The following is a 16,324-nucleotide window of genomic DNA, read 5'->3' as shown; positions in this document are numbered from 1 at the left end:
CGGGCGGCACCGCAAAACGGCGGCGCCCCACCACTGTGGTGGGGCGCCGCCGATCCGGAACTCAGTGCTTACGGCGCGACTTCGGTCCCTTGCCCTGTTTGGTCTGCGCGCGAGCGGCCTCGCGACGCTGGCGGCGCGTACCCTGCGTCCGGTCTTCCGGCTCGGACCCGTATTCCTCGGCGTCGCTGTGCACCGCCGTGGCGCCACCTTCGGCCGGACCCGAATAGCTCAGCCCGCGCGGGCCCGACTGGTCGATACCGCGGGCCCGCAGCGCGGGCGGGGCACCGTTGATGATCGGCAGCTTCTCCGTCGGGTACTGGCTTTCCGGCGGCGCCTGCGCACCGGACAGCCCGCCCACCGGCGACCGCAGACCGCCGTCGATCTGTACGCCCTCGGGCTGCGGCTGCTGGACCTCGACCTGGACGTTGAACAGGATGCCGACGGCGTCCTCCTTCAATCCTTCCAGCATGTTCGCGAACATATCGAAGCCCTCGCGCTGGTATTCCACCAGCGGATCGCGCTGCGCCATGGCGCGCAGGCCGATACCTTCCTTCAGGTAGTCCATCTCGTAGAGGTGTTCCCGCCATTTACGGTCGAGCACCGACAGCAATACCTGCCGCTCGAGGGTACGCATACTGCCCTCGCCGGCCAGGCCGTCGATCTCGGCCTCCCGCTGCGCGTAGGCCGCGTGGGCGTCGTCGAGCAGGATTTCGAGCAGCTCCTCGCGGGTGAGTTCCCCGGCCTCGCCGACCTCGGTTTCGCCGGTGAGATCCTGATGTTTCATGCTCACCGGGTACAGGGTGCGCAGCGCGCCCCACAGCTTGTCCAGATCCCAGTCCTCAACATAGCCTTCGGCGGTGGCGCCGTTGACATACGCGGTGATCACATCGGTGATCATGCTCTGGACCTGGCCCTCCATATCCTCGCCGCGCAGGATACGGTTGCGCTCGCTGTAGATGACGGTGCGCTGCTGGTTCATCACCTCGTCGTACTTGAGCACATTCTTGCGGATCTCGAAGTTCTGCTGCTCGACCTGGGTCTGCGCGCTCTTGATGGCCTTGGAGACCATCTTCGCCTCGATCGGCACATCGTCGGGCAGGTTGAGCCGTGTCATGATCGATTCCAGTGCCGCGCCGTTGAACCGCCGCATCAGCTCGTCGCCCAGTGAGAGGTAGAAGCGGGATTCGCCCGGGTCGCCCTGACGGCCCGCCCGGCCACGCAACTGGTTGTCGATACGCCGGGAATCGTGACGCTCGGTGCCGAGCACGTAGAGACCACCGGCCTCCCGCACCGCTTCGGCATCCTCGGCAACCTGCTTCTTGACCTTCTCCAGGGCGTGGGACCAGTTCGCCTGGTATTCCTCCGGAGTGTTCACCGGGTCCAGCCCCTGCTGGCGCAGCAGGGTGTCGGTGATGATGTCGGGGTTACCGCCGAGCACGATATCGGTACCGCGCCCGGCCATATTGGTCGCGACGGTGACCGTTGCGGGCCGACCGGCCTCGGCGATGATCTGCGCTTCCTTCTCGTGGAACTTCGCGTTGAGCACGTTGTGCGGGACACCGCGCTTGGTGAGCTGTTTGGACAGGTATTCGGAACGGTCCACGCTGGTGGTACCGATCAGCACCGGCTGTCCGCCCTCGTACCGTTCGACCACATCGTCGACCACGGCGTTGAACTTCGCCTCTTCGGTCTTGTAGATGAGGTCCGCCTGGTCGGCGCGCACCATCGGCCGGTTGGTCGGGATCGGAATGACCCCGAGGTCGTAGATCTGGTGCAGCTCGGCCGCCTCGGTTTCGGCGGTACCGGTCATCCCGGACAGCTTGTCGTAGAGACGGAAGTAGTTCTGCAGGGTGATCGTGGCCAGGGTCTGGTTCTCCGGCTGGATCTCGACCTCTTCCTTGGCCTCGATCGCCTGGTGCATACCCTCGTTGTAGCGACGGCCGACGAGGATGCGCCCGGTGAACTCGTCGACGATGATCACCTCGCCGTCGCGGACGATGTAATCCTTGTCCCGGGTGTAGAGCTCCTTGGCCTTGATCGCGTTGTTCAGGTAGCTCACCAGCGGTGAGTTCGCCGCCTCGTACAGATTGTCGATACCGAGCTGGTCCTCGACGAACTCCACCCCGGCCTCGTGCACGCCGATGGTGCGTTTCTTGATATCGACCTCGTAGTGCAGATCCTTTTTCAGCAACGGCGCAATTCGGGCGAATTCCGCATACCACTTACTGGAGGCGTCGGCCGGGCCGGAGATGATGAGCGGGGTCCGGGCCTCGTCGATCAGAATGGAGTCGACCTCGTCGACCACGGCGAAATTGTGACCGCGCTGCACGAGATCGTCCAGCGAATGGGTCATATTGTCGCGCAGATAGTCGAAGCCGAATTCGTTGTTGGTGCCGTAGGTGATATCGGCGTTGTAGGCGTCGCGCCGCTGCGCCGGTGTCATCCCGGCCAGGATCGCACCCACTTCGAGGCCGAGGAATCGGTGCACCCGGCCCATCCATTCGGAGTCGCGTTTGGCCAGGTAATCGTTGGTGGTGACGATATGCACGCCGTCACCGCTGATCGCGTTCAGGTATGCGGGCAGCACCGAGGTGAGGGTTTTACCCTCACCCGTCTTCATTTCCGCGATATTGCCCAGATGCAGGGCAGCGCCGCCCATCATCTGCACCTTGTAATGCTTCTGCTGCAGTACCCGCCACGAGGCTTCGCGAGCCACCGCGAATGCCTCCAGTAGCAGGTCGTCGAGGGTTTCGCCGTCGGCGTAGCGCTCCCGGAACTCGTCGGTTTTGGCCTGTAGCTCGGCGTCGGTGAGCGAGGAGTAATCGTCCTCGAGCCGGATCACCTCGTCGGCGAGATGGGAGAGACGCTTGACCATGCGACCCTCACCAAAACGTAGCAACCTCGTCAGTGTCAGCGCAGGCACGAGTCTCGTCAGTCCTCTGGGTCGGTTTCGGCTCCGATGTTCACGGCTGCACTCCGTCCGGCGGTCGTCACCGTTCCCGCCGGCGTGCGTAGCCGCAGCTTGCTTCATGGTAATGCGGCTCCCATGGTAGGCGTCGCCGCGGACCCGGCCACCGAGCCTTCGTCACATTTACGCCGACGGCGACCGCAACACTTATACCACCGGGAACCACGCGGCAACGCGCCGAAACAGGTATCGAGAAAATCCACACAATGATGCGGGAACGACTGCGGACTGGTCACAATGGAGTCCGGATTCCGGACTCCGAAGGGCAGACACCAGCGTGATAGCCAGGCTGACACCGCAGGACGCCGACTTCTTCCGGCTGGAATCGACCACGCACCCGGTACACATCGGATCGCTGATCGTGCTGGACAACACCGCCGGCGACGATCGGCCGCTCGACTACCCGGGATTGGTCGATCTGGTCGAAGCACGCCTGCCCCTGGCTCCCCGGTACCGGCGCAAGGTCCGGCAGGTGCCACTGTCGATGGGCCGGCCGGTCTGGGTCGAGGACAGCCGATTCGATATCACCTATCACATCCGCCGCTCGGCGCTCCCCGCCCCGGGCAGCGACGACCAGCTGCACGAACTGGTCGCCCGGCTGGCCTCCCGGCCACTGGACCCGGCCCGGCCGCTGTGGGAGATGTACCTGATCGAGGGCCTGTCCGGCGGGCGCTGCGCCCTCTATACGAAATCCCATGCCGCCCTGGTGGACGGCGCCGCCGCTCTGGAGATCGGGCACGTCGTCGCCGACGCCGCCGAATCGCCGCGAGAGACGGCCGGCGATCGATGGCAACCCGGCCGCGAGCCCAGCGATACCGATCTGCTGCTGGGCGCACTGGGCAACCTCGTAGCGCAGCCGGCCTCGGCGGTGGAGGTGGTGCGGGCCGTGGGGGCGAACGCGGCGGGCCGGATCGGTACGGCGGGCCGCACGCTGGACACGGTGGTGTCGGCGATCCGGTCGGCGGCCAGCGGTACCCCCGACAGTCCGTTGAACATCCGCACCTGCCGACAGCGCCGGTTCGCCACCGCGGTGACCGACCTGGCCGATTACCGGCGGATACATCAGCGGGCGGGCTGCACCATCAACGATGTGGTGCTGGCCGTGGTGACCGGAGCACTGCGCAACTGGCTGCTGTCCCGGAACAAGGGCATGACCGAATCGACGGTGCTGCGCGCGGTGGTGCCGATATCGGGATACGGCGGCGAACCCAGCACCGGGCGCAACCTGCCCAGCGAGATCACTCCGCTGCTGATCTCGCTACCGGTGGGCGAACCGAGTCCGGTGATGCGGCTGTCGCATATCGCCCACGCGACTTCGGAGGACGGCCGGCAGCGGCATGCGGTGCGCGCCCGCACCCTGGTACACCTGCCCGGTTTCGCTCCCGCCAGCCTGCACGCGATGAGTGTGCGAGCGGCGAGTACGTTCGCAGACCATACGTTCAATGTGGTGATCACCAACGCGCCGGGCCCGCAGACGCCCATGTTCGTCGGCGGTGCGCGGATGCTGGAGATGTACCCGGTTTCGCCGTTGCTGCGCAACCAGGCGACGAGTATCGGGATCACGTCCTACGACGGACGGGTCTGCTACGGACTCAACGCCGACCGCGAAGCGATGGCCGATATCGGTGTGCTGGCCGCGTCGGTGCCCGAATCGATGGAGGAGTTACTCGGTGCCTGCCTCTGACCGCAAGACCATGCGCGTGTACGTACCGGCCACGGTGTCGATGCTGCGGGATCTCGTGGACAAACGCGAGTTGCACGCGGTGGGCGGGACCGCGTTCGCCCTCACCCCCGCCCTGCGCGAGGCCTATGCGTCGGGCGACGACGAGGAGCTCTCGGAGGTCGCCATGGCAGAGGCGGCGCGGGCGTCGCTGCGGCTGCTGGCCGACGAGGTGCACAGTTCGTCGGCGCCGATGTACCGGCGCGCGGTGATCGCGGTCGACGTCACGGACGCGACCCTGCGGCCCGACCTCGACGATGCTGTCGTGAAGCTGGACGGTCCGATCGAGTACAAACGGGTCGGCTCGGTGCATATGGATCTGGCCGAGGCCGAATCCGCCGTGGCCGAGGCCGTGGACATCATCGACGCCGCGGATCTGGGCGACGAGGACGCGGAATTCGTCCTCGGCGACGCCGAGGACCACCAGCTGGCCTGGTACGCCACCCAGGAACTGCCCTTCCTGCTCGATTTGCTGTGACGGCGGACCGTCCGCAGGCTTTCGGGGCGAACGACGAACCGAGCGGGCCGACCGCGACGGGTATGCGCACCCGATAGTTGTGACGGCGCACGAACCCGATACAACCTACGATGCCGTAACCTGTGGGCAGGCGGTCGCCGCGGGTGGCCACGACGACAGAAGGACGAAACGGCACCGATGTTTCTCGACAATGTCCGGGAATGGCTGGAAGCTCCGGCGGCCGAGGTCGCCGAACGCGGCGGACGGCTCAACGTCCTGCGCGGGGCGGTGGCCCGGGCGACCACCCCGCTGCTGCCCGACGACTACCTACATCTGGCCAATCCGCTGTGGTCGGCCCGGGAACTACGCGGGCGCGTGGTGGACGTCCGCAAGGAAACCGCCGATTCGGCGACGCTGGTGATCAAACCCGGCTGGGGTTTCGATTTCCGGTACGAGCCCGGTCAGTACATCGGTATCGGCATCCTGGTCGACGGCCGCTGGCATTGGCGGTCCTATTCGCTCACCAGCCCGCCGGAGTGGAACGATCCGCGCTACGGCAAGAAGGCCATCGCCATCGCGGTGAAGGCGATGCCGGAGGGTTTCCTGTCCAGCCATCTGGTCAACGGTGTCACCCCCGGTACCGTTGTCCGGCTGGCGGCCCCGCAGGGCGCGTTCGTGCTGCCGTCACCGCCACCGCCGAAGGTGCTGTTCCTCACCGCGGGCTCCGGCATCACCCCGGTGATGTCCATGCTGCGCGCGCTGGATCGCCGCAACGCGGTGACCGACGTGGTGCACATCCACTCGGCCCGGTCCGCCGAGGAGGTCATGTTCGCGGGCGAACTGACCGAACTGCATCGGCGGCATCCGGGATTCGTCTCGCATATCCACCTCACCGCGGACAAGGGCAAATTCACCCCGGCCGCGCTGGATGAGCTGTACCCGGACTGGCGGGAACGGCAGACTTGGGCATGCGGCCCCCTGGGCATGCTCGACGATATCGAGAAGCATTGGCGCGCGGCCGGCCTCGACGGATCGCTGCATGTGGAACGGTTCGAGGTGGAGCGGTCGGCGACCACCGAGGGCGGCACCGTCACCTTCGGGAAAACGGGTCGCACGGCCACAGTCGACGGCGCCACCACACTGCTGGAGGCCGGTGAATCCGCGGGTGTTCAGTTGCCGTTCGGCTGCCGGATGGGTATCTGCCAGACCTGTGTGGTCACCTTGACCTCGGGACATGCCCGGGACCTCCGCAACGGCACCGAACGTTTCGAAGGCGAGAAGGTGCAAACGTGTATTTCGGCCGCGGCCGGGGACTGCACCCTCGACGTGTGACCGAACCGGGCACACCCGGCGAACACCGCGCGCAGGTACGCTCGGGGTGTACCGCAGGGGCCGCTTCCCGACCCGGGAAGATCACGCGATCACCCAATCGTCCGACCCATACCGCGCTCGCCGACGCATATCGCGCTGACAGAAGGGACGCCGGTGGCCATCACCGACATCAGAGCCTTTGCCCACCTGACGGCCGCGGATGTCGAGATGCTGGGCCGGGAACTCGACAATATCCGGCAGTCGGTCGAGCAGTCCCTGGGTGAGCGCGATGCCCGCTACATCCGGCGCACCATCGCCGCCCAGCGCGGCCTGGAGTTCACCGCGCGGGCCGTGCTGTTCGGCAGCCGTAACCGCTGGGCCTGGCTGGCCGGGACGGCGATGCTGTCGGTCGCGAAGATCATCGAGAATATGGAGCTCGCGCACAACATCAGCCACGGCCAGTGGGATTGGATGAACGATCCCGAGATCCACTCCACGAATTGGGAGTGGGATATGACCGGCCCTTCGGCCCAGTGGCGGCGTGCGCACAACTATTCGCATCACACCTACACCAATGTGCTCGGCCGCGACGAAGATCTCGGTTTCGGCATCCTCCGGATGACTCGCGACGAGCAGTGGCGGCCCATCCACCTGGTACAGCCGATCGCCAATATCGTCCTGGCCGCGGCCTTCGAATGGGGCATCGCGCTGCACGACTGGAAGATCGAGAAGCAACTGTCCGGGGTGCCGCGCTTCCAACTCGATTCCGAACCGAACAAACTGTTCGGCCGCAAGATCGTGCGGCAGGTCGCCAAGGATTTCCTCATCTACCCGGCGCTCACCGGCCCCGCCTTCACCGCCACGCTGAAAGCCAACGCCACCGCGAACCTGATCCGCAATCTGTGGGCCTACGCGGTCATCTTCTGCGGTCATTTCCCCGACGGTGCGGAGAAGTTCACCGAGGAGCAGCTCGCGGACGAGACGCGCGGCGAATGGTATCTACGGCAGATGCTGGGCAGCGCCAATTTCTCGGCCGGTCCGGTGATGGGGTTCATGAGCGGCAACCTCAGTTACCAGATCGAACACCACCTCTTCCCGGACCTGCCGAGTAATCGCTACCCGCAGGTCGCGCTGGCGGTACGCGAGCTGTGCGAGAAATACGATCTGCCGTATACGACCGGATCGCTGGGCAAGCAGTATCTACTGGCGTTCCGCACCATCCACAAACTGGCCCTGCCCGACCGATTTCTGCGGCGGACGGCCGACGATGCGCCCGAAACTTCTTCGGAACGCAAGTTCGCCGGTCTCACCGCGCACTCCGGCGCCGATAACCGGCCGTGGAGTATCGACCCGGCCACCGGAAAACGGCGCGGTTTGAAATCGGCGCTGGCGGAGGCGAAGGTCGCTTTGCGGGCCAAGGCCGAGCAGGAGAAGGAAGTACTGCGCACCGCGCAGCGTTCTGTGCGGGCCAAGGCCCGGCAGGAACGGGATCTGCTGCGGCGGGCCCGGCATGCGCTGCGAAAAGCGAATACCGCCCAGCCGGCCGGATAGCCGCCGCGGGGCCGGATATTTCGCCGCGCGGCCGCGCGGATTCGGGTGTAACGTGCGCCCCGGATCCACCGATGATGCGATCGAGTCACCGCAGTGACCCAGGCCATCGGCGTGTCCCGTTGATATAGCACCCGGTTTTGGGATCTGCAATAGGGCGCACGCCACATTTTCTACCGATATCCCCAAACCTACGGTGTCGTAACTTACGGTAGTGTAGCCCGCATGGCTATATCGGATGTCAAGGAATACGCGCACCTCACCGAGGCGGATGTGGAAGCGCTCGGAGCAGAGTTCGACGCGATTCGCCGAGACATCGAATCCACCCGCGGTGAGCGCGACGCCCGCTATATCCGCAATGTCATCCGTTTGCAGCGTGCACTCGAAATCAGCGGTCGCACCGTGCTTTTCGCCAGTTTCCTGCCCCCGGCCTGGCTGGCCGGCGTTGCTCTGCTGGGCACCGCCAAAATCATCGAGAACATGGAGATCGGCCATAATGTGATGCACGGGCAGTGGGACTGGATGAACGATCCGGAGATCCACTCCACGCACTGGGAATGGGATAACGCGGGCCCCTCCAAGCACTGGAAGCACACCCACAACTATCTGCACCACAAGTACACCAACGTCCTGGGCATGGACGACGATATCGGCTACGGCCTGCTGCGGGTCACCCGTGATCAGCGCTGGAAACCGTTCAATATCGGCAATCCGGTGTACAACCTGGTCCTGCAATCGCTGTTCGAATACGGGGTCGCGATCCAGCATCTGGAACTCGGCAAGATCGCGGCCGGGAAGGTGCAGCCCGGTACGCCCGAACGGGCCGAATTCGACCGTAAGGTCGGCGAGGTACTGGCCAAGATCAAAAAACAGGCGTTGAAGGATTATGTCGTCTTCCCCCTGCTGACCGGCCCCTCCTTCTTCCATACCCTCACCGCCAACCTGGCGGCGAACGTCATCCGTAATATCTGGTCCAACGCGGTGATCTTCTGCGGCCACTTCCCCGACGGTGCCGAGAAGTTCACCAAGGCCGATATCGACAACGAGACCCAAGCGCAGTGGTACCTGCGCCAGATGCTGGGCAGCGCCAATATTTCCGGCGGCAAGCTCTTGCATTTCATGACGGGTAATCTGAGCCACCAGATCGAACACCACCTGTTCCCGGATCTGCCCAGCAACCGGTACGCAGAGGTCGCGGTCCGGGTCCGGGAACTGTGCGATAAGTACGATCTGCCGTATACGACCGGTTCGCTGCCCGTCCAGTATTTCAAGGCGTGGCGAACCATCGCGAAGCTGTCGCTGCCGAACAAATATTTGCGACACACCGCCGACGATGCGCCGGAAACGGCGTCGGAACGGCGGTTCAACGGCCGGGCCGTCGCCACGATCGACCCGGTCACCGGGAAACGCCGCGGCCTGCGTACCGCGATCGCCGAGGGCCGCCGCCGACTCTCCCGGCGCACCTCCGCCCCCGTTCCCGCCGCCTCCTAGGCATCCGGGCACCGAAAGGTACGCTCACCGCCCGCACCGGCACATGGCCCGCACATGACGTGCGGGCCATTGTCGTCTTCACGTCGGAGCGCAGGTGTGGACGGGCGCGCCTGCGCCACCGGCACAGCCGGCCGAGCATCGCCGCCCTGTGCGCCTCCCGGTCGTCGCCGGCGGTGGTCCAGCGGACCGGTCGGCCGGACGAACACGGCGACCATCGACGCACCTCGGCCGAGGTTGTGTCCGTAGCCCGGTCGGGGCGCGTGCGGCACGGGGTTTGCGGCCCCTTCGCCCCCGGGGCCGGACTCGAGGAGCGCGAACGTGCCCGGCGACCCGGGCGAACCAGAGATACTGACATGGTGGGTGCCGTGGAGATGAGTTTGTACGAGGCGATCCGGACGCGGCGGGATGTCCGGGCCGAATTCACCGGGGAACCGGTCGACGATGCCGTACTGTGGCGGATCCTCGAGGCGGCGCATTGCGCGCCGAGCGTCGGAAACTCCCAGCCGTGGGATTTCGTGCTCGTTCGCAATCGCGCGACCCTGCGCAAGTTCGCCGCCCATGTCGCGGAGAAGCGGCTCCAATTCGCTCGATCGCTGCCACCGGAGCGGGCCGCGACCTTCGACCCGATCAAAATCGAGGGGATCGAGGAGAGCGGCACCGGCGTGGTCGTGGTCCACGACGACGCCCGTGGTGGGCCGCATATCCTGGGCCGCGCGTCCGTTCCCGAAACCGGCGTGTATTCGACGGTTCTCGCAATCCAGAATCTTTGGCTGGCCGCGACCGCGGAACAGATCGGCGTCGGCTGGGTCTCCTTCTACGATGCGCCGTTCCTCGCCGAACTCATCGGTCTGCCCGCCGGTATCCGGCCGGTGGCGTGGCTCTGTATCGGTCCGGTGACCGAATTCCAGCGCACTCCCGACCTCGAACGTTTCGGCTGGCGGGGCAGGCGGGCCTTGGCCGACGCCGTGCACTACGAGGGCTACGACGCCGGGCGCGAACAATGAACCAGCCGGCCGGGCCCGTACAGGACCGGCCGGCTGTGCTCTCGTCTACGCGAGCCTGATCAGGCCGTAGTCGAACGCGTGCCGGCGATACACCACCGACGGCCGATCGGTTTCCTTGTCCTGGAAGAGGAAGAAATCGTGACCTACCAACTCCATCTGGTAGAGCGCGTCGTCGACCGTCATCGGCACGGCCGGGTGCACCTTCGTGCGCACGATATGGCCTGGACCCTCGTATTCGGGGTAATCGGCGGCGAAATCCGCTCGTTTGGTGGTGTGGGGTGAATGATCGTGGGTGGCACCGGACAGCTCGCCGGGCAGATTCCCCTCGGCCAGCTCCGCGGTGGCATCGTGCACCGAAACAGGGGTTTTGTCACCGTAGTGCACCCGCCGCCGATCCTTCGTGCGACGCAGCCGGCTCTCGAGTTTGGCCGTTACCGCCTCGAACGCGGCGTAGAAACTGTCCGCGCATGCCTCGGCTCGCACCACCGGGCCCTTACCGCGCGCGGTGATCTCCACCCGCTGGCAGCTCTTGCGTTGACGACGGTTGCGTTCGTGGAACAGTTCCACGTCGAACAGGAAGATCGATGGATCGAAGCGTTCCAGCCGGGACAGCTTGTCCGACACATAGATTCGATAATGGTCGGGGACCTCGACGTTACGACCCTTGACCACGATATCCGCGCGGGCCTCTCGTGGACGGTCGAGCCGGTCTTGCAGCTGCGGCTGGGCTGTGTCCTGAACTGAAGGTCGTGAAGATGTCGTCACGCGTACCTCCCGGATCTGGCCGCACACTTCGGATGCGCGCGGCGGGATGAACGGCTGCCGGCCGCGTCCCATCAGTCGGCCGGCACTCGAATCGCAGGCCCACCTCCAAACTCCCGGAACTCCGGTGTGTGAACGCGACCGTAGTACGCCGATCGGAGGTTCGCCACTGTTCACGCAAATTTCGGGGGATTCACGCGGCGCAGGTCACCAAGATGTCATCCAGATATGTTCCGACGGACGCCAGAGCCACGGCGCAGGCCTGCGCCGTGGCTCCTGTTGTCAGCACATCGTCGACCAGGACGACCTGCGCCTTCGCCGCCTCGGCGGGCAGCGGTACCGCACGGATCCGGCCGCGTAGATTGCGATCGCGCTCGCGCGCCGACAGCCCGGCCGAATCGCGGACTCCCCACCAGACTCGCAGACTCGGCACCACGCGGCAACCGTCCAGCGACCGCGCCGCCGCCCGGGCGCATCCCAGCACCGGATCGCCGCCGCGACGCCGGGCAGACGCCCGCCGGCTCGGCGAGGGTACAAGTATCAGCGGGCGGCCGGCGGTCCGCAACCCGGCCAGCCCGGCGGCCAGCGCCAGCCCGAGCGGCTCGGTCAGATCGCGCCGGCCGCGTTCCTTCGCCGCAAGCACCGCCTGCCGCGCGGGTCCGCGATACGGGCTCAGTGCCCAGCACGGCACCCCCGGATCACGGCGGGGGTGGATACGGACCGGCGGGCCCGCCACGCTGCGCGCGCACGCCCCGCACCACAGTGTCGCGGGGCGGCGGCAACCACCGCATTCGGCCGGCAGGACCAGATCCAGGAGTGTCCGCATACCGGCGAGTGTGCCGCCGGGCACCGACAGACCGGCTACAGCCCAGGCCGGCGCGGTATCAGCCGGGGAGGATGGGCACCGCGTCCGCGCCCAGCCCGGGCACCTCGCGCCAGTACGGATCCCCGCCCTCCGGGGTACGCGTCAGCTCCAGCACCGCCCGCGAATCCGCCACGTACTGACGTTCGCTGGAAGCGGTGACCTGACGGACCGGCGGAGTCAAGTTCCGGCCCCCGAGCGAGGACATACCCGAACCGTCGATCTTGACCGTACGTACGGGATCCACCGTGCCGCTGCTCGCGATGATGATCGTATCGTCGCTGTACCAATCCAGGGCGGTGGCCGAGGTGGGCAGCTCGATGGCGATCCGCCGGGGAGAGGTGAGCGCATACGTACCGTCCGGGCGGACGACGACCATGGCGATGTACACATTGCCGTCGGCGATCAAGGCAGCGCTCACCCCGTTACGCGATATGCGCAGTTCGGTGATCGGCGCCTGTAGCGGGGTGCCGGAAGTACCGGCGAACAATTCGGTGGTGTCGACACCTTGCGGCAGCACCGTACCGGTTTCTCCGTTGGTGACCGCCCGGATCACCCGATTACCGTCGACGACCGCCCAGGCCGCGCTGCCGTCCGCTGTCCAGGACGGGCGCGTGATCGTACCGCCCTCCTCCACCGGGAAGGCATCGCCGCCGTAACTGCCCATCATCAATGTGCGTTGCGGTTCCGGCGGTTCCCGGCCCGCATCGGCTACCGCCGCAACCCGTTTACCATCCGGCGACAGGCCCACCGACTGCAGATTCTGCACGGTGCCGAAGTAGCCGGGAGCGGGCCGCGGTCCGCCATCCGGTTCGATCTCCACCAGTGTTCCGTCGCGAAGCGCGTGCAGGCCCACCCGCGACTCGGGTCGCACGGAATCGGCGACCGGGCCCAGATCGGTGACCGACCACCCCCCTTCGGCGAACCGTTCATCCAACGGGCGGCCGTCCGCGAGCAGAATGTAGGGACCGAGCACATCCGCAGCGGACAGGGTCAGCACCACCTGCGCGGCGAAGAGCTCACGGTCACGCGGGGACAATTCGTCGATTCCGGAGAAATCGATCCGCACGCCGCCCAAGCCGACTCCCACCCCGACCGGATCGCCGTTGGCTTTGGTGATCGTGCCGCGCACGGCCGCGGGCGGGCTCAGATAGTTGCGCACCACGGGCGCGATATAGGGCTGCGGACCCGCAATCAGCATATCGATCAGGCGCCGGGTCAGATCGTCCGGCCGCACCGAGACCCAGCGCAGGTCCGGCGCCACGTGCCGGCCGTCGGCGGTGACGAAATACAGGACATGCCGTCGGTATGACTGGGTGAAGGCGGTGTACTCCATGACCACACCGTCGGGCAGTTCGTCGATCCGCCATTCGCCGTCGACGCGGGTCATCTCGATCTTGTGCTCGATGATCCCGTCGGCCACATGGTAGGAGCCGTCATCGGCGAGCTCACCGACCTTCCGGGCACGCAACACATACGTCGCCTCGTTCTCGGAACGAGATTCGCGCAGCGTATCCGCGCGCTCGACGATGACATGCGATTCTTCGTCGTTCCACTGGGTCGACGCGGCGGGCGTCATGTACTGACGGGCCGCGAGATGCCCATCGGTGGGGTCGGCGGTGGCCTGCAGGAAATCGCGCAGCAGCAGATCCGGGTCGCGACCGTGCATCGGCGGCGGCGGCCCCTCCGCCGTCGGCTCCTGATTGATGGTGCCCAGCGCCTGCGGCTGCGAGGAGTCCGGCAGGTTCGCGCAACCGGCGACGACCACCAGCCCCGCCACCGCGACGACTGCGGTGACCAGCCGGAACCAGCGTGGGCATCGGGGGCGCACGGTCATGATTTCTGGTCTCCGCTGTCGGTGAACACGGTCGGTGGCGCAGGCTCGGCGGAATCGCTTGCGGATGAGCCGTTCTCGCGTGCGGGAGGGTCGGTTCCCGCCGCTGCGGGGTTGTCCGCGCCGGCAGTGTCCCCACCGGCTCCGGCCGCACCGGGCGCCTCGGCACCCGGGCCACTGTCCGCGACGGCTTCGGCCGCCCCAGCGTCGCCTCCCACGCCGGTGCCGTCCGCGGCGGTCCCGGATGTACCGGCGGACTCGCTACTCGGGTCCGGCGCGGGCCGGTCCTCACCGCGGCCGGCACCCGCGCCGGCCCCACCGGCGGCAGCCGCACCGGCGGCCGGGCTACCCGGCCTGTGCGCAGCGGGCCGGGTTCCGCCGGATCCGGCGGAACCCGGGCTCTCGCCGGTGACTCCCGCCGCACCGGGCGCCTCGACGCCGGAGTCGTTCTCGGCAGCGTCTCCACCGGGCCCGGCGGCATCTGCGCTGCCCCCGGCGGCTTGCGCCGGATCGGAAGTCTGCGCTCCCGGGCCCGCCGGAGCGCAACCGCCGCCGCGGGACTCGGCGGCGGCCGTGGTAGCAGCGCCCTCAGCGGCTGCCCGGCCGGCTTCCGTAGCACCCGCGGGCCGGGGCGCCCACGGCTCCGACTCGGTCACCGGCGGACCCAGCTCCACTCGCTCGGCCCCGTTCTGATCGCCTTCGGCCTGCGGGCGCCGCGGCGCCTTGCGCATACCGGGCTCCAGCGGCAGTGGGCTCTTGCCCATCTTCTGACCGCGCACCAGCGGCAGCGTCAGCCGGAAACTGGCGCCGATATTGGGACGACCCCAGGCCTCCAGTTTGCCATCGTGCAGATTCGCGTCCTCCACGCTGATCGACAGTCCGAGACCGGTGCCGCCGGAGCGGCGCATCCGCGACGGGTCGGAGCGCCAGAACCTGCTGAAGACCAGTTTCTCCTCCCCCGGCCGCAACCCGACACCCTGATCCCGGACCACCACCGCCAGCGCATTGGCCTCGGCATCCCCGCGCATCCGGATCAATACCGGTTTACCTTCGCTGTGGTCGATGGCGTTGGCCAGCAGATTACGCAGCACCCGCTCGACCCGGCGCGGATCGACCTCGGCGACCACCGGTTCCTCCGGTAGATCGATCACCACCTCGACCCCGGCGTCGCGGGCGAGATGGCGCACCGTGGAAATCGCGGCCCGCGCGCACATCCGCACATCCAGCGATTCCACCTGGAGTTCGGCGACACCGGCGTCGTGGCGCGAGATCTCGAGCAGATCGTTGAGCAGTCCTTCGAACCGGTCCAGTTCGGTCACCAGCAGTTCGGCGCTGCGCGCCAGTGCCGGATCCAGATCGTCGCTGCTGCCGTGGATGAGATCGGCGGCCATCCGCACCGTGGTCAGCGGTGTGCGCAGTTCGTGGCTCACATCGGAGGTGAAGCGGCGTTGCAGATTGCCGAATTCCTCGAGCTGGTTGATCTGGTTGGACAGACTTTCGGCCATTTCGTTGAACGCCTTGGCCAGGCGGGCGATATCGTCGTCGCCGCGGACCAGCATGCGTTCTTTGAGCCGGCCGTCGGCGAACCGCCCGGCAATCCGCGCGGCGGACCGAATCGGCAGGACGACCTGGCGGGTCACCAGCGCGGTGATCGCGGCCAGCAGGATCAACAGCACCGCGCCGCCGACCATCATGGTTCCGCGCATCAGCGACAGGCTGCGTTCCTCGTTGGCCAGCGGGAAGATCAGGTAGATCTCCAGCGTGGGCACTTCGGCGCTGGGACTGCCGAGGATCAATGCCCGGCCGCGGTAACCATCCGGGTCGGAGACATTGGCGAACTGGTAGCTGACCTGATTGCGCTGCACGAATCGACGTAGTGAATCGGGCACCTGTTTGATGGGCCCGACCGCGATCACCTGCTGCGGCGTACCGCCGATCACGCTCAGTGCCGAATCGAAACTGCCCGCGGCGCCGCCGGAGCGGCTCGATTCGCGGCGATTGGACAGCGACTCCCGGGCATCGGTCAGCCGCTGCTCCTGGGTGGTGACATCGTGCACGCCGGCGAGCTGGCCCTCCACCGTATTGCGGACCCGGTCCATCTCCTCGACGCCGGCATTGATCTTGGCATCCAGCAGCCGGTCGGTGATCTGGCTGGTCAGCACTACACCGAGAACGGTGATAACGATCAGCGACAGCGTCAGCGTGGAAACTATGACCCGCAATTGCAGCGAGCGCCGCCAGAGCAGCCCGAGTGATCTACCGACGTGCTGAGACCATTCGTTGACGGGAGCCAGCGCCTGCCGCAGCCGGTCCCGGCCCCCGCTCCCGCCCGGATCGCGATCTGTGCGGGACCCTTCGTGGTCGCGC

The 16,324-nt window shown here is 66.8% G+C and carries 10 protein-coding genes and 1 pseudogene; 6 read left to right on the top strand and 5 right to left on the bottom strand.

The features are described 5' to 3' along the window. Positions 1-61 precede the first annotated feature (61 nt). On the bottom strand, positions 62-2,923 hold the full coding sequence (secA, locus tag IU448_RS17720; protein WP_195056723.1) for a preprotein translocase subunit SecA: 2,862 nt from the start codon (positions 2,921-2,923) through the stop codon (positions 62-64). A 322-nt stretch (positions 2,924-3,245) separates the two neighbouring features. Between secA and IU448_RS17715 the strand changes: the two genes are divergently transcribed. The 6 genes from IU448_RS17715 (at position 3,246) to bluB (ending at position 10,499) form a co-directional block, all read left to right on the top strand. Further along, complete coding sequence (locus IU448_RS17715) at positions 3,246-4,652, top strand: WS/DGAT/MGAT family O-acyltransferase (protein ID WP_195056722.1); 1,407 nt, start codon at positions 3,246-3,248, stop codon at positions 4,650-4,652. A gap of 10 nt (positions 4,653-4,662) precedes the next feature. Continuing rightward, on the top strand, positions 4,663-5,166 hold the full coding sequence (locus IU448_RS17710; protein WP_195056923.1) for a DUF6912 family protein: 504 nt from the start codon (positions 4,663-4,665) through the stop codon (positions 5,164-5,166). A gap of 177 nt (positions 5,167-5,343) precedes the next feature. Beyond that, positions 5,344-6,477, top strand: coding sequence for a ferredoxin reductase (locus IU448_RS17705; RefSeq protein WP_195056721.1), 1,134 nt, complete (start codon positions 5,344-5,346; stop codon positions 6,475-6,477). Between the two features lie 153 nt (positions 6,478-6,630). Beyond that, positions 6,631-8,007 carry a fatty acid desaturase family protein gene (locus tag IU448_RS17700; protein ID WP_195056720.1) on the top strand — a complete coding sequence of 459 codons (1,377 nt, stop codon included), beginning with the start codon at positions 6,631-6,633 and terminating at the stop codon, positions 8,005-8,007. Between the two features lie 222 nt (positions 8,008-8,229). After that, positions 8,230-9,495 (top strand): fatty acid desaturase family protein, encoded by a 1,266-nt coding sequence (locus IU448_RS17695; protein WP_195056719.1) that lies wholly within the window; start codon positions 8,230-8,232, stop codon positions 9,493-9,495. A 371-nt stretch (positions 9,496-9,866) separates the two neighbouring features. Next, complete coding sequence (gene bluB, locus IU448_RS17690) at positions 9,867-10,499, top strand: 5,6-dimethylbenzimidazole synthase (RefSeq protein ID WP_195056718.1); 633 nt, start codon at positions 9,867-9,869, stop codon at positions 10,497-10,499. Between the two features lie 45 nt (positions 10,500-10,544). Here bluB and hpf read toward each other — a convergent pair whose 3' ends face one another. The 4 genes and pseudogenes from hpf to mtrB form a co-directional block, all read right to left on the bottom strand. Further along, complete coding sequence (gene hpf / locus IU448_RS17685) at positions 10,545-11,264, bottom strand: ribosome hibernation-promoting factor, HPF/YfiA family (protein ID WP_416383015.1); 720 nt, start codon at positions 11,262-11,264, stop codon at positions 10,545-10,547. Between the two features lie 190 nt (positions 11,265-11,454). Further along, complete coding sequence (locus tag IU448_RS17680; protein ID WP_195056716.1) at positions 11,455-12,087, bottom strand: ComF family protein; 633 nt, start codon at positions 12,085-12,087, stop codon at positions 11,455-11,457. 58 nt (positions 12,088-12,145) lie between these two features. Beyond that, entirely contained in the window at positions 12,146-13,960 is a 1,815-nt protein-coding gene (lpqB, locus tag IU448_RS17675; RefSeq protein WP_195056715.1) for an MtrAB system accessory lipoprotein LpqB, read from the bottom strand. A gap of 689 nt (positions 13,961-14,649) precedes the next feature. Next, a pseudogene (gene mtrB / locus IU448_RS17670) lies at positions 14,650-16,263 on the bottom strand (MtrAB system histidine kinase MtrB); the annotation flags it as partial. Positions 16,264-16,324: the final 61 nt, after the last annotated feature.

Source organism: Nocardia flavorosea (assembly GCF_015477805.1).
Lineage (GTDB): Bacteria > Actinomycetota > Actinomycetes > Mycobacteriales > Mycobacteriaceae > Nocardia > Nocardia flavorosea_A.
The sequence above is the reverse complement of the archived record's forward strand: the minus strand, read 5'-3'. Positions and strand labels throughout refer to the sequence as shown.

Excerpts from the sequence above, each read along its gene's own strand:
- IU448_RS17710 (WP_195056923.1), top strand. The coding sequence starts at position 4,663 with ATGCGCGTGTACGTACCGGCCACGGTGTCGATGCTGCGGGATCTCGTG.
- IU448_RS17680 (WP_195056716.1), bottom strand. The coding sequence starts at position 12,087 with ATGCGGACACTCCTGGATCTGGTCCTGCCGGCCGAATGCGGTGGTTGC.
- IU448_RS17695 (WP_195056719.1), top strand. The coding sequence starts at position 8,230 with ATGGCTATATCGGATGTCAAGGAATACGCGCACCTCACCGAGGCGGAT.
- lpqB (WP_195056715.1), bottom strand. The coding sequence starts at position 13,960 with ATGACCGTGCGCCCCCGATGCCCACGCTGGTTCCGGCTGGTCACCGCA.
- IU448_RS17705 (WP_195056721.1), top strand. The coding sequence starts at position 5,344 with ATGTTTCTCGACAATGTCCGGGAATGGCTGGAAGCTCCGGCGGCCGAG.
- bluB (WP_195056718.1), top strand. The coding sequence starts at position 9,867 with ATGAGTTTGTACGAGGCGATCCGGACGCGGCGGGATGTCCGGGCCGAA.